15 protein-coding genes are annotated in these 13934 nt (G+C 68.5%); 13 read left to right on the top strand and 2 right to left on the bottom strand.

Annotated elements, in window-relative coordinates; genetic code table 11:
- The first annotated feature begins 63 nt into the window (after positions 1–63).
- From hisD to AB8K43_RS12860, 13 genes are all read left to right on the top strand, one after another.
- Positions 64–1404, top strand: coding sequence for a histidinol dehydrogenase (gene hisD, locus AB8K43_RS12920; protein ID WP_370894623.1), 1341 nt, complete (start codon positions 64–66; stop codon positions 1402–1404).
- Positions 1405–2547 (top strand): histidinol-phosphate transaminase, encoded by a 1143-nt coding sequence (locus tag AB8K43_RS12915; protein WP_370894622.1) that lies wholly within the window; start codon positions 1405–1407, stop codon positions 2545–2547.
- Positions 2548–3153 carry an imidazoleglycerol-phosphate dehydratase HisB gene (gene hisB / locus AB8K43_RS12910; RefSeq protein WP_370894621.1) on the top strand — a complete coding sequence of 202 codons (606 nt, stop codon included), beginning with the start codon at positions 2548–2550 and terminating at the stop codon, positions 3151–3153.
- A gap of 15 nt (positions 3154–3168) precedes the next feature.
- Positions 3169–3765, top strand: coding sequence for a hypothetical protein (locus tag AB8K43_RS12905; protein ID WP_370894620.1), 597 nt, complete (start codon positions 3169–3171; stop codon positions 3763–3765).
- Between the two features lie 9 nt (positions 3766–3774).
- A complete protein-coding gene (gene hisH / locus AB8K43_RS12900; RefSeq protein WP_370894619.1) occupies positions 3775–4419 on the top strand; it encodes an imidazole glycerol phosphate synthase subunit HisH in 645 nt (214 codons plus the stop codon).
- On the top strand, positions 4416–5162 hold the full coding sequence (priA, locus tag AB8K43_RS12895) for a bifunctional 1-(5-phosphoribosyl)-5-((5-phosphoribosylamino)methylideneamino)imidazole-4-carboxamide isomerase/phosphoribosylanthranilate isomerase PriA (protein WP_370894618.1): 747 nt from the start codon (positions 4416–4418) through the stop codon (positions 5160–5162). Before hisH ends, priA begins: the two co-directional genes overlap by 4 nt.
- Complete coding sequence (locus tag AB8K43_RS12890) at positions 5159–5902, top strand: SseB family protein (protein ID WP_370894617.1); 744 nt, start codon at positions 5159–5161, stop codon at positions 5900–5902. Before priA ends, AB8K43_RS12890 begins: the two co-directional genes overlap by 4 nt.
- 53 nt (positions 5903–5955) lie before the next feature.
- On the top strand, positions 5956–7158 hold the full coding sequence (locus tag AB8K43_RS12885) for an MFS transporter (RefSeq protein WP_370894616.1): 1203 nt from the start codon (positions 5956–5958) through the stop codon (positions 7156–7158).
- 327 nt (positions 7159–7485) lie between these two features.
- On the top strand, positions 7486–8094 hold the full coding sequence (gene infC, locus AB8K43_RS12880) for a translation initiation factor IF-3 (RefSeq protein WP_370894713.1): 609 nt from the start codon (positions 7486–7488) through the stop codon (positions 8092–8094).
- Between the two features lie 72 nt (positions 8095–8166).
- Positions 8167–8361 (top strand): 50S ribosomal protein L35, encoded by a 195-nt coding sequence (gene rpmI / locus AB8K43_RS12875; RefSeq protein ID WP_370894615.1) that lies wholly within the window; start codon positions 8167–8169, stop codon positions 8359–8361.
- Positions 8362–8411: 50 nt separating this feature from the next.
- Positions 8412–8780, top strand: coding sequence for a 50S ribosomal protein L20 (gene rplT / locus AB8K43_RS12870; protein WP_370894614.1), 369 nt, complete (start codon positions 8412–8414; stop codon positions 8778–8780).
- 55 nt (positions 8781–8835) lie between these two features.
- Positions 8836–9645: a TrmH family RNA methyltransferase gene (locus tag AB8K43_RS12865; protein ID WP_370894613.1), complete on the top strand. Its 810-nt coding sequence runs from the start codon at positions 8836–8838 to the stop codon at positions 9643–9645.
- Between the two features lie 4 nt (positions 9646–9649).
- Positions 9650–10732 (top strand): ATP-binding protein, encoded by a 1083-nt coding sequence (locus tag AB8K43_RS12860; RefSeq protein ID WP_370894612.1) that lies wholly within the window; start codon positions 9650–9652, stop codon positions 10730–10732.
- 82 nt (positions 10733–10814) lie between these two features.
- Here the strand turns inward: AB8K43_RS12860 and AB8K43_RS12855 are convergent, their stop codons facing one another.
- Together AB8K43_RS12855 and AB8K43_RS12850 are read right to left on the bottom strand one after the other, a co-directional pair.
- Complete coding sequence (locus tag AB8K43_RS12855; protein ID WP_370894611.1) at positions 10815–12407, bottom strand: catalase; 1593 nt, start codon at positions 12405–12407, stop codon at positions 10815–10817.
- A gap of 26 nt (positions 12408–12433) precedes the next feature.
- Positions 12434–12859: a Fur family transcriptional regulator gene (locus AB8K43_RS12850; protein WP_370894610.1), complete on the bottom strand. Its 426-nt coding sequence runs from the start codon at positions 12857–12859 to the stop codon at positions 12434–12436.
- Positions 12860–13934 lie beyond the last annotated feature (1075 nt).

Here is a 13934-nt window from a genome sequence, read left to right as displayed (position 1 = left end):
ACCAAGGCAGTGGGGGTGAGACGCGGTGCGGGCTCGACCAATTCGCTCTTTAGACTGGCGCCCATGCTGAGCACGACCGACCTGCGCGGCCGACCCTTGACCGTTCGCGATCTGCGCGAGGCCCTGCCACGCGCCGAGTACGACGTCGAGGCGGCCCTGCATGCGGTGGCGCCGATCTGCGATGACGTCGCGCAGCGGGGTGCCGACGCCCTCCAGGACTACGCCGAGCGCTTCGATGGCGTGCGTCCGGAGCGGCTGCGCGTCCCCGCCGAGATCATCGAGGCGGCCCTGACCCGGCTCGACCCCGATGTGCGCACCGCCCTGGAGATCTCCATCGAGCGTGCCCGCACCGTCCACTCCGACCAGCGCCGCACCGACACGACGACGGACGTGGTGCCGGGCGGGCGGGTCACCGAGCGGTGGGTCCCCGTCGACCGGGTCGGTCTCTACGTCCCCGGCGGACTCGCGGTCTACCCCTCGTCCGTGGTGATGAACGTCGTCCCCGCGCAACTGGCGGAGGTCGGCTCCATCGCCGTCGCCAGCCCGCCGCAGCGCGACAACCCGGCCCCCTTCGCCGGGTACCCGCACCCGACAATCCTCGCCGCCTGCGCCCTCCTCGGCGTCGACGAGGTCTACGCGATGGGCGGCGCCCAGGCGATCGCCGCCTTCGCCCACGGCTTCAGCGACACCGATGGCGCGGTCTGCGACCCGGTGAGCCTCGTGACCGGCCCCGGCAACGTCTACGTCGCCGCGGCCAAGCGGTACCTGAAGGGGATCATCGGCATCGATGCCGAGGCTGGCCCCACCGAGATCGCAATCCTCGCCGACGAGAGCGCCGACCCCGACTTCGTCGCCGCCGACCTGATCAGCCAGGCCGAGCACGATCCGCTCGCCGCCTCGGTCCTCGTGACCGACTCCACGGCGCTCGCTGCGGCCGCTGACGAGGCTGTCGCCCGCCGCGCAGCCGCGACCAAGCACAGCGAGCGGGTTACGACCGCGCTTACCGGACCACAGTCCGGCATCGTCCTGGTCGACGACCTCGACGCCGGGCTCGCCGTCGTCAACGCTTATGCCGCCGAGCACCTTGAGGTGATCACCGCGGACGCGCCAGCAGTCGCCGCTCGGGTGCGCAATGCCGGGGCGATCTTCGTCGGCCCGAGCAGCCCGGTGAGCCTCGGCGACTACGCGGCCGGATCGAACCACGTCCTGCCGACCGGCGGGTGTGCGTGCCATTCCAGTGGGCTTTCGGTCCAGTCCTTCCTCCGCGGGATCCACGTCATCGAGTACGACGAGGCGGCCCTCGCCGACGTCGGCCGCCACGTCGTGGTGCTCGCCGAGGCCGAGGATCTGCCCGGGCACGGCGAGGCGATCACCGCTCGGCTCGAGCGCGGGGGAGCGGCGTAGATGAGTGCCGATCTCGCCCCCTTCGCCATCGCTGACCTGCTCCGCGAGGACCTGCGCGGTCGCACGCCCTATGGCGCGCCGCAACTCGATGTGCCGGTCGCGCTCAACACCAACGAGTCCTCCTACGAGGTGCCGACCCCGGTCGTCGAGGCCATCGTCGCGGCCCTCGGGAGCGAACTTGCTGGCCTGAATCGCTACCCCGACCGGGAGTTCCGCGCCCTGCGCGCTGCGCTCGGGGCCTACCTGGAGCGCCAGTCGGGGGTGCGTCTTGCTCCCGAGCAGCTCTGGGCCGGTAACGGGAGCAACGAGGTGCTCCAGCACATCGTCCAAACCTTCGGCGGCCCTGGCCGCACCGCGCTCGGGTTCACCCCCGCGTACTCGATGCACCCGATCATCACCGAAACCCTCGGCACCACCTGGATGGACGGTCAGCGCGACACCGGGACCTTCCAGGTCAGCGCGGCATCGGCCGCAGCCCAGGCTGCCGCCGCGGACCCGCACATCGTCTTCTTGTGCTCGCCCAACAACCCGACGGGCACGGCGCTGGACTTCGAGGTCATCGAGGCGGTGCTGGATGCGGCACCACGAGCGATCGTCGTCGTCGACGAGGCCTACGCCGAGTTCGCTCGACCGGGGACCCGATCGGCGCTGGAGCTTTTGGACCACCACCCCCGGCTCGTCGTGACCCGCACGATGAGCAAGGCCTTCGCGTTCGCCGGTGGCCGGCTCGGTTACCTCGCGGCGACCCCGGAGATCATCGATGCGCTCCGCCTGGTGCGCCTGCCGTACCACCTTTCGACGCCGACCCAGACGATCGCGCGGATCGCGCTCGACCATGACGCCGATCTCCTCGCGTCGGTCGAAGCGATCAAGACCCAACGCGACCGCATCGTGACCGAGGTGGCGGCGCTCGGCCTCACCCCGGTCCCAAGCGATGCCAATTTCGTCCTCTTCGGAGGCCTCGCCGACAGCGCGCGGACCTTCGCCGCTCTGCTGGAGAAGGGGGTCCTGGTCCGCGATGTCGGGATCTCGCACCACCTTCGGGTCACCGCCGGGACCCCGGCCGAGACGTCCGCCTTCCTCGAGGCGCTCGCCGAGCTGCTGCCCGAGCACGCCCTCGCCCCCGACGACAAGGAGTCCTAAGTGACCTCCCACCGCACCGCCAGCATCGAGCGGTCGACCTCCGAGTCCAGCGTCCGGGTCAGCATCGACCTTGACGGCTCTGGCCGCGGGCAGGTGAGCACCGGGGTGCGCTTCTACGACCACATGCTCTTGTCGCTGGCGAAGCACTCGCTGATCGATCTGACCGTCGAGGCCACCGGCGATATCGACGTCGATGCCCACCACACCGTCGAAGATGTCGCGATCGTCCTCGGTGACGCGGTGCGCGAGGCCCTCGGTGACAAGCGCGGGATCTCTCGTTTCGGGGACGCGACCGTGCCCCTCGACGAGGCGCTCGTCCAGGCCGTCGTCGATGTCGCCGGGCGGCCCTACGTCGTCCACACCGGTGAGCCCGCCGGGCAGGAGTACGTGATCATCGGCGGCTCCTACGTCGGCTCGCTCACCCGGCACGTCTTTGAGTCCTTCGCCCACCACGCCGGGATCGCGCTGCACGTGCGGGTCCTCGCCGGTCGCGATCCGCACCACATCGTCGAGGCCCAGTTCAAGGCCGTCGCTCGGGCTCTGCGCGCGGCGGTGGAGCGCGATGCGCGGGTCGAGGGCATCCCGAGCGCCAAGGGCGCTCTCTAGGACCAGGCTGCGACAGTGACCACAGCCATGCGGGGTGAGCGCGGGATCCTGGTGACCCGCGCGCCGCTCGCGGTCGCGGCCAGTTGGGCTCGCCGCGGCGTCGTGCCCTGCCGCCTGCGCGAGGACCAGGGGTGGAGCGTCATCACCCCGGCGGGGCGCGCCGAGGCACCCGAGCCCTACCGGGACGAGATGCGTCTGCTCGCGGCCCGACCGGTCGGGCAACGGATGCGACCGGCTGCCGGCTTCTTCCTCTTCGACGAGACCGCGGTGGTGACCTCGCACGGGCCGGGGTGGCGACCCGTCACCCGTTGGCTGCTTCGGCGCGCCGACGGCACGGTGAAGGGGGACAAGAACCTCGCCCCCCTTCGCCCGAGCGATCTCACCCCGCTCGCGAGCGTCGGACCTGCTGGACGGATGACCGCCGCTCTCACCGAGCACTTTTACCGCGAGGACCTCACCTCGCGCGCCTGGCTGACCGCGCTGCTCGACCACCTGCGAATCCCGGGAGCGGGCGCCTTCGGGCCGAACCCACCGCAGGGCGGTTCGCTCGTCCAACCCACCGGGCGAGCCGTGCGCGCCTTTGCCACCACCGTCGCCGACGAGAGGTCCTGACCACCGCCCATGTCCACTCCTGATGTCGTCGTCCTTGACCATGGCAGCGGTAATGTCCGCTCCGCTGTGCGGGCCTTGGAGCATGTCGGCGCCCGGGTCGAACTCACCGCGGACCGCTCACGAGTCCTCGCGGCAGATGGACTCCTCGTCCCCGGTGTCGGCAACTTCCATGCCTGCATCGCCGCGATGGAGTCCGTCGACGCCGCCGCGATCATCGACACCCGCCTCGCTGGCGGGCGCCCGGTCCTTGGGATCTGCGTCGGCATGCAGGTCCTCTTCGACGGCTCGGACGAACCGAGCGCCGCGACCCACGACGGGCTCGCGCAGTGGCCGGGCCGGGTGGAGCGTCTGGACGCGCCCGTGGTCCCCCATATGGGGTGGTCCACCGTTCGTCCCCCCGAGGGGAGCGTGCTCTTTGACGGTCTCGCCGAGGAGCGCTTCTACTTCGTCCATTCGTATGCCGTGCGTCGTTGGGACATGCCGCTCGCCGATGGGGCGATGGCGCGGGTCGCCCCGCTCGTCACCTGGGCGCGCCACGGTGAGGACTTCATCGCTGCCGTCGAAAACGGCCCGCTGACCGCCACGCAGTTCCACCCCGAGAAGTCGGGGGATGCTGGACTGCACCTTCTACAGAATTGGGTGACCTCCCTATGAGCACGTCCGACGCAACCCCCCGCTTGGAACTCCTGCCCGCCGTCGATGTGACGCAAGGTCGGGCGGTGCAACTCGTCCAGGGCGTCGCGGGGAGCGGCGGCGAGTTCGGTGACCCGCTCGAAGCGGCCCTCACCTGGCAGCGTGGCGGCGCCGAGTGGCTTCACCTCGTCGACCTCGATGCCGCCTTCGGGCGCGGATCGAACGCCGAGTTGCTGGCGACGATCGTGCGCGGGGTCGAGATGAAGGTCGAGATGAGCGGCGGGATCCGGGATCAAGAGAGCCTGGAGCGGGCCCTTGCGACCGGGTGCGAGCGCGTCAACATCGGGACCGCTGCCCTGGAAGATCCGCAATGGACGGCCCGGGCCATCGCCGAGCATGGCGATCGGGTCGCGATCGGCCTTGACGTTCGAGGGACGACCCTTGCTGCCCGGGGTTGGACGAGCGAAGGGGGCGACCTCTGGGAGACCCTGGCGCGCTTGGATTCCGAGGGCTGTTCGCGGTACGTAGTGACCGATGTCGCCAAGGACGGGATGCTCGCTGGCCCCAATCTCGAGCTGCTCCGGGCGGTCTGCGCCCGCACGGATGCTGCGGTGGTCGCCTCCGGCGGGGTGACGACGGTCGCCGACGTGGTCGCCCTTCGTGGCCTCGTCCCCGAGGGTGTCGAGGGCGCGATCATCGGATCCGCGCTCTACCGCGAGACGCTCACCCTCACCGAAGCGCTGGATGCGGCGGGCCGTCCGTGAGCACGCCGGGCGGCCCGACCGACTCAGCTGGCATCCCCTGGGGTGGGCGGAGCCTGCCGTCGACCGGCTTCGAGGGCGACACCGGCGCCGCCGACCCCGCCCTGCTCACCGCGCTCGCCTCCGGTGATGAGCGCGAGATCATGCGGGCCCTCGCCTCGGCGCGTCTCCTCGTGCCGGTGACCGCGGTCGCGGGGGAGACGCAGGAGTACGAAGGGCGTCACGGTGCCATCGTCGGGGACAAGGAGACGGACATGGCCGTCGTGCTCCTCGATAACCCCGACGGGCGCACCGGTCTGCCGGTCTTCTCCGGTCTGGACTCCCTTGCGGAGTGGGATCCGCAACTTCGCCCGATCCCGGTCGAAGCGAGCCGGGCCGCTCAGGCCGCGATCGGGGAGTCGGCCGACGTGCTGATCCTGGACTGCGCGAGCGAGCACGCCTTCGAGGTCCGCAGCTCCATGCTCTGGGCCTTGGCCATGGACCGCGACTGGCTACCCGCCCACACGGACGGATTCGTCGCGGTCTCGGTCGCCGCGGCGTGCCGCGAGGAGTCGGCGATTCGCGAACACCGGCTCGCCGCAGGGGGGGCTGACGCTCCGGATGTCCTCGTCATCGAGCTCACTCTCGCACCGGGGCTCAGCGCGACCGAGGTGCAAGCGCTGGTCACCCGAGTGGGGGAGCGGCTCGCGACCGATGGGGAGTTTCGCGCGCGCGTTGATGCCCTCACCTTCCGGGTGAACTAGGGGCACCACCACCGGTTTGGTGAAATCTCAACCTTAGGGTCACTATTGGCCTGGTGACCTTCGAGCCTTACCGCGACGTGTTGCGCATTCCGCAGGTGCGCCACGCCTTGATCCTCAGCATCGCCCTTCGCCTGCCGCTGTCGGCGACCTTCATGGTCCTCACGATGCATGTGGTGACCCATCTCGGGCACAGTTACGGCGCCGCAGGACTCGTCGCGATGGCGAGCACGTTGGGCCTTGCGATCAGTGGTCCGTGGCGTGGCCGGCTCTTGGACCGCAAGGGGCTGCGCCGCACGGTCGCCCCGTCCTTGGTGATCCTCGCGGTGCTCTGGAGCATCGCGCCCTTCCTCTCGTACTGGTTCCTGGTTGGCGCGGCCCTGATCGGGGGGCTCTTCCAGGTCCCGATCTGGGGCATCATCCGCCAGATGATCCTTCACGCGACGCCGATCGAGCGTCGCCGCAGCGCCCTGTCGCTGGACTCGGTCGCGACCGAAATTGCCTTCATGATCGGCCCGGCCGTTGGCGTGATCGCGGCAGCCAGCTTTGACACCCGCTACGTGCTTGTCGCGGTCATGTGGGGAGCGATCGCCGGAGCCAGCGCACTGTGGCTGCTGAACCCACCGTTGATGGCGCGCGAGGACCGCCTGGAGACCACGCCGATTCGTACCTCCGCGTGGCTGTCCCCGGCCGTCGTCGCCGTCTTTGCCGTGGTGGCAGCGAGCGCGATTGTGCTCGCCGGAACCGACGTCGGGATCGTTGCCCATATGCGCGAGATCGGTGCCGCCTCGGCTGTCGCGATCGCGATGGCGATCTGGGCGGCGGGCTCCCTCGTCGGTGGTCTGCTCTATGGGATGCTCTCGCGGTCCATCCCGTCGCATTACCTGCTCTTCGCGCTCGCAGCCACGACGATCCCGGTCGCCCTCGCCACCAATGTTCCGGTCGCGGCGGTCCTGCTCTTCATCTGTGGCTTCTTCTGCGCGCCCACGCTGACGTCGACGACCGAGCAGCTGAGCCACCTCGTCCCAGCGCGCGCCCGCGGCGAGGCGATGGGATGGCACGGATCGGCGATCACCGGTGGATCCGCGCTCGGGGCGCCGGTCGCCGGGGTCGCGATCGACCACTACGGTTCCGGTGCCGGGTTCATCGCGGTGTCCGTCGTCGCGCTCGTGATCGCGATCGCGGCGATTGTGGTGAACGCCCGGCGGCGCCGGCGTGGGGCGGCAACCTCGGCGCGCACCGAGGTCCTCGCGGCCTGATCCGGCCGCGGCCGATTTCGCCCCCTTCCAGGGCGGCTGGTATCGTGATCGCTTGACCGACTGCGCTCATCCGCATGACGAATGCGCGCAGTGCAAGAGGAGCCTGATCTCCCACCCGCGTCGATCGCCACCACAGATCGCCGGGTCCAACGGGTCGCGGCCGAAGGACGCCGTGGGACCAGTTCGCTGGTGTCACGCGATTCCCCCTTCGCCTGCCGTGAACCCATGGGAACAGGTGTGAAGGCTCCTCGCGTTGATGGCGAGGGGCCTTTTCTCGTCGGAGACCGGCCCCAGAAGCGAATGACCACTTGAGCTAAGGAGCACCACATCAGCGATCCCCGCATTAACGACCGCATCCGTGTCCCCGAGGTGCGGCTGGTTGGGCCCAACGGGGAGCAGGTCGGCATCGTCCGTGTGGAGGACGCCCTCCGGCTCGCCGCAGAGGCAGATCTCGACCTGGTCGAGGTCGCCCCGATGGCCAAGCCTCCCGTCGCCAAACTCATGGACTTCGGCAAGTACAAGTACGAAGCCGCCATGAAGGCCCGCGAGGCCCGTAAGAACCAGGTCAACACGGTCATCAAGGAGATCAAGCTCCGGCCGAAGATCGACGCGCACGACTACGGCACCAAGAAGGGCCACGTCGAGCGCTTCCTCTCGGCGGGGGACAAGGTCAAGGTGACGATCATGTTCCGCGGTCGCGAGCAGTCTCGACCCGAACTCGGCTTCCGGCTTCTCCAGCGCCTCGCTGAGGATGTCGCCGAACTCGGCTTCGTCGAGTCGGCGCCGAAGCAGGACGGCCGAAACATGATCATGGTCCTCGGTCCGACGAAGAAGAAGTCCGAAGCCCGCGCCCAGCAGCGTCGCAAGAAGGAACAGCGCGACGCCGAGCAGGTCGAGCGTGTCGAGGAGACCGAGCAGGTCGAGCAGGAGGCTTGAGCCTCCTCAGGGCGAGATCAACGCTCTCGCCCCCCACGAACCAGTTACGCAAAACGTAAGGAGATCGGCGTCATGCCGAAGAACAAGACGCACAGCGGTGCCAAGAAGCGCTTCCGGGTCACCGGCTCGGGCAAGATCATGCGCCAGCGCGCCAACCACGTCCACAAGTTCCACGAGAAGACCCCGCAGCACGCGCGTCGTCTCGCCAGTGACGTCGAGCTGTCCGCGGCCGACACCAAGAAGGTCAAGCGCCTCCTCGGCCGCTGAGCCCTCTTCGCCCACTGACAGCACGAATTTCGATTTAAAGGAGTACTCACGTGGCACGCGTGAAGCGGGCGGTTAACGCCCACAAGAAGCGCCGGGTTGTTCTCGAGCGCGCCAGCGGTTACCGGGGGCAGCGCTCGCGCCTGTACCGCAAGGCCAAGGAGCAGGTCACCCACAGCCTCGGCTACAGCTACCGGGACCGCCGCGCTCGCAAGGGCGACTTCCGCCGCCTTTGGATCCAGCGGATCAACGCCGGCGCCCGCGCCAACGGCATGACCTACAACCGCTTCATCCAGGGTCTGCGCGCCGCCGAGGTCGAGGTCGACCGTCGGATGCTCGCCGAGCTCGCGGTGAACGACGAGGCCGCGTTCGCCGCGCTCGTCGAGATCGCCAAGGCGAACGTCCCGGCCCAGACGGCCTAGGGACACCTCGCCTCACGACCTTGCGTGAGGCACCTTCGAGCGCCGGGAGAGCGATGTGCTGACCAACCCGAGAAGTGATCGGGTCAAGTCGGTGGCGTCGCTCGCCCGGCGCTCGACGCGTACCCGGACCGGACGCATCCTGATCGAAGGTCCGCAAGGAGTGCGCGAAGCGGTGCGGCTCGCCCCCGATGACGTCGTCGATCTCTACACCACCCCCGCAGCAGCCGATCGGTACGAATCGATCATCACCGCGGCGCGCGAGAAGGGGGTGTACGTGCACGAGGCGAGCGACGAGGTGCTCGCGGCGATGTGTGATGCGACCACACCGCAAGGCCTTGTTGCGGTCAGTACCTGGGCGCCCGCCACGTTCGAGGAGATCATTACCGATCGTCCACGGCTCCTCGTCTTCTTGACCCATGTGCGCGATCCCGGCAATCTCGGGACCGTGATCCGCGCCGCCGATGCCGCCGGAGCCGATGCCGTCTTGATCAGCGACGAATCGGTCGATGTCACCTCGCCCAAGGTCGTTCGTTCGACAGCAGGGTCGATCCACCACCTCCCGATCGCGACCGGGCTGCCGGTGCTCGAGACCATCGGTCGGCTCCGCGATGAAGGGATCCGCACCTGGGCCGCGGATGGGAGCGGCTCGGTGCTTGTCGACGATGCCGATCTTGACGGCGCGCATGCCTGGGTGATGGGTAACGAGGCGTGGGGGCTGACCCCGGAAACACTCCACGCCTGCGATGGTGCGATCCGGGTACCCATCTACGGGCTGGCCGAGTCGTTAAATCTCGCGATGGCCAGCACGGTGTGCCTCTATACGTCCGCGCGAGTCCAGCGGTCGTCGGCGACGGCGAAGGGGTAGGACGGTGTCGCCCGACGGGTCCGAGCGGCTCCATCCGCTGGAGGCGGCTCAGCTGCCGCAGGACATGATCCAGCAGGCGACCACGATGTTGCCCGACGGATTGGTCGCGGTAGGCCCCAACCTCGCGGTCGAGATGGTGAACCTGCGGGCCGAACAGATCCTTGGGATGAAGGCCGAGGATCTCGTGGGGCACCCCACCTCTGAGGTGTTCGATCTGCGCGATAGCGCCGGGCGGGAGTACTGGAAAGAACTCGATCCCTGGCGAGCCCTCACGATCGTGAGCGGTCACCGCGAGCTGCTGCTCCTTGCTCCGAACGGCCGCCAGATCCTCGTGACCGCCCGCTACCTGCGCGCCGGGCCGAAGCGCTCGGTGCAGGGGGTCCTGCTTGGGCTGCGCGGTGCGGAGCAGCGCCTCCGAGCCGAGGCCGACCAGGCCGCGCTGATCTCGACGGTCGCCCACGAACTGCGCGCGCCGCTGTCAGGGGTGCACGGCTTCTCCTCAGCGATGCTGCGGCACTGGGACGAGCTCACCGACAGTCAAAAGCAACTCATGGTGCGCACGATCGAGACCGATGCCGGGCGGGTCACCCGACTCATCACCGAACTGCTCGAGGTGGCCCGGATCGATTCGGGCCGCCAGCAAGCTCACCCCCTTCCCATCCCTGCCTCGGAGGCGATCGAGGGGACGATCCGGCGTATTGAGGCGACGGGCTTTGATTTGTCGGCGATCACGGTGTCGATCGCCCCCGATGCCGAGGTCCTGCACGCCGACCCCGATGGCCTCGACCGCATCCTCACCAACCTGCTCGACAATGCCGTCCGGCATGGAGACCCGCCGATCGAGATCAGCGTGACCCGCGATGAGAGTCATCACGTGATCCGGGTCGCCGATCATGGCCCAGGCATCCCAGAAGCGATGTGGCACATGGCCTTCGCCCGTTTCTGGCGTGGTGGCCGAGGGGGCACGGGCCTTGGCCTCTATGTCGTCAAGGGGCTCGCCGAAGCGCACAACGGCACCGTCGAGATTGGGTCTTCCGCGGGCGGCGGGGCGCTCCTTACGGTCTCGTTGCCGGTCCAAAGCGGGTAACCGCAATGGGCCCCGTCCGCAGCGAGCTGACCGCTGCAGACAGGGCCCATTGGGCTGATGGCCACGGGATGTGGCGGGAGCCTTAGCCCTTCGGGTGCGCGCTGTGACCCGTCTCGGCGAAGTGCTCGGCGCTCTCCTCGGCCCGCTCCGGCTCCGAGCCAGGCACCGGGCCCCCTTCGGCGTTGGCTCGCACACCCTCTTCGATGCGCTTACCGGTGTCGGCGTCGACGTTCTTCCAGTACTGCAGCGAACGCTCCAGCACGCCGTCATCGGTCACCCCACCGAGAGCCCCGACGACGGTCTCGACGAAGCGATCACGAGCCGCGTCATCCCAGACCTCGCGCACGAGAGCACCGGCCTGGCCGAAGTCATCGTCCTCGGCGTGGAGGGTGTACGCCGAGCGCACCATCTCGCCGTCGGACTCCCACCCGGCGTCGACCGCGCCCTCTTCGTCGGCCCACTGGCGATCGAAGCTGTTGCGGGCGTAGACCGGAGCGTTGCCGGTGTGGGTGTAGGCCATGTTGCCGTCGAAGGCGTAGTGGTTGACACCCGGAACGACCGGCTGGTTGACCGGCAACTGGTGGAAGTTGGTGCCGATCCGAGCGCGGTGAGCGTCGGCGTAGGCAAAGACGCGGCCGAGCAGCATCTTGTCGGGGGAGAAGCCGACACCCGGCACCACATTGCTCGGTGCGAAGGCGGCCTGTTCGATCTGGGCGAAGAAGTTGGCCGGGTTCTCGTTCAGAGTCATCGTGCCGACCGGGATCAGCGGGTAGTCGCTGTGCGGCCACACCTTGGTGAGGTCGAAGGGGTTGTAGCGGTACGTCTTCGCGTCCTCGTAGGGCATGACCTGCACCGACATCGTCCAGCTCGGGTAGTCCTCCCGGGCGATGGCGTCGAAGAGGTCGCGGCGGTGGAATTCGGCGTCCTTGCCGGCGAGCTGCTCGGCGGCCTCACCCGTCAGGTGCTGCACGCCCTGGTCGGTGTGGAAGTGGTACTTGACCCAGAACCGTTCACCCTCGGCGTTGACCCACATGTAGGTGTGCGAGCCGTAGCCGTTCATGTTGCGCCAGGTGAAGGGCAGTCCGCGGTCGCCCATAAGGTAGGTGACCTGGTGGGCCGACTCCGGGTTCAGCGACCAGAAGTCCCACTGCATCGTCGCGTCGCGCAGGCCCGAGTCCGGAAGGCGCTTCTGGCTGCGGATGAAGTGGGGGAACTTCATGGGGTCGCGCACGAAGAAGACGGGGGTGTTGTTGCCGACGAGGTCGAGGTTGCCCTCGGTCGTGTACCAGCGCAGGGCGAACCCGCGCACGTCCCGCCAGGTGTCGGGGGAGCCGAGCTCACCGGCGACGGTGGAGAAACGGGCCAGCATCCGGGTCTTGGTGCCCGGCTGGAAAACGGCGGCCTTGGTGTACTTGCTGACATCCCCGGTCACCTCGAACTCACCGAAGGCACCGGCACCCTTGGCGTGCGGACGGCGCTCGGGGACGTTCTCGCGGTTGAAGTGAGCGAGGGTGTCGACCAGGTGGTGGTCGTGGAGCAGCAGCGGACCGTTGCTGCCGACCGAGAGGCTATTGCGGTCACTTTCGGTGGGAGCGCCGTTGACGGCGGTCGACTGACCGGTGGCCTCGGTCTGGCCGTCTCGGTCGATTTCGAAGGGGGTGGGGTTGGTCGACATTGACGTGGTGCTCCTTCGGTTGGTTGTTACCTGCAGTCAGGGCAGATGCCCCAGTAGGTCACCTCGGCCTCGTCAACGTCGAAGCCGTGGTTTTGAGCGGGGTCCAAACATGGGCGGGCGCCAACGGCACATGGAACATCGGCAATTGTGCCGCAGACGCGGCAGACGATGTGGTGATGGTTATCGCCCGCATACAACTCGAAACGGGCCGGTGAGCCAGCCGGTTCCACGCGGCGCACGAGCGCCGCTTTGCTCAGAACCGCAAGGACGTCATAGATCGCCTGCGTCGAGACCGTGCCAAGGCGCGAGCGCGCGGCGCGGGTGATGGTCTCGACGTCCGCGTGCGGATGGTCGTGCAACTCGAGCAACACCGCGACCCGCGGGGCGGTCACGCGCAGCGCGTGCTCGCGCAAGAGGGCGCGGGCATCGTGGTCGGTTAGGGCAGTGCTCATAACGGTTTCATCGTCGCAAGTAATCTGGAATCAGTCAAGGAAGCGATGGGATCGAGTGGGACCATGGTGATCCTCCTACCCCGATGAGGTCGAGCCCATGAGTCATATCGAATCCACGCGACGATCGCCCTTAGCCCTCGGCGCGGCAGCGCTGGCGGGGATGACCCTGCTCGGCCTCGCCTCCACCGCCGCCCAGTTTGGCGACGTCGAGTCGGCATTTGCGTCCTACTCACCCATCGTGACGGGACTGGGAGCAGTGGTCGTTCCGCTCGGACTGTGGGTGGGGTTGGCGCCCAGTTCATGGCATCCGTGGGCGGGTGCGGCGTTAGGTGGCCTGACCTTCGCTGCAGGCGCGCTGTACGGAGGAAGCGGAGACGGAGCGACTCGGGCAGGAGTGGCACTGATTGCTGCGGTTCCCGCTGGCCTTGTGGCTTGGGGGGCCGCAAGGCCTCGTCGTCAGCCAGCCGTGGCTGGGATCCTGTCGCACCATCCGTTCGGCCTGGTCCTCGCCTGCCTTGGCTGCGCCCTCATCGCGCTGACAGCATCCCCCACACTCGCGTCCTCGTGGCGAGGCGTAGCCCCATGGGACCTCCAGGTGATCTCCCTTCCGCGGCTCCTCAGCCCCTCGGGCGCGCTCTGGCCGCTTGCCGCACTGGCAGTCGGGGTTTTGTGCCTCGCTGTAGCCTCACGCACTGTGAAGGGGGGCCCGGTCCGCGCGTAGGGGCTAGGGTGACTGGCATGTCAACCAGAGCGTCGACGCGCTATCTCGCGCTTGTGGGTGTCGTGCTCGCCGTCGCTGGCGTCGGCGCGTTCCTTTGGTACAACACTGCGGTCCTTGGTGGGGATGAGATCAACCGTCTGGAGGCGGGCGGGGCCAGCACGAGCACCACGTTTGAGTTCTTGGTGTTGCTCGGCTCGCCGGTCCTCTTTATCAGTGGCCTGGGGCTGATCGGTTACGCCTGGTTGAGGTGGCAACGGCGGGCGCAGCGACCCGATCGTGCAGACTCACGTCTCGATCACGACCGCACCCTTAGCGCGCAGCTCGGATGGCCCCGCCGGTCCGCCAAGCGGAGCC

It is taken from the genome of Janibacter sp. GXQ6167 (assembly GCF_041365945.1).
Taxonomy (GTDB): domain Bacteria; phylum Actinomycetota; class Actinomycetes; order Actinomycetales; family Dermatophilaceae; genus JBGFSK01.
The sequence above is the reverse complement of the archived record's forward strand: the minus strand, read 5'-3'. Positions and strand labels throughout refer to the sequence as shown.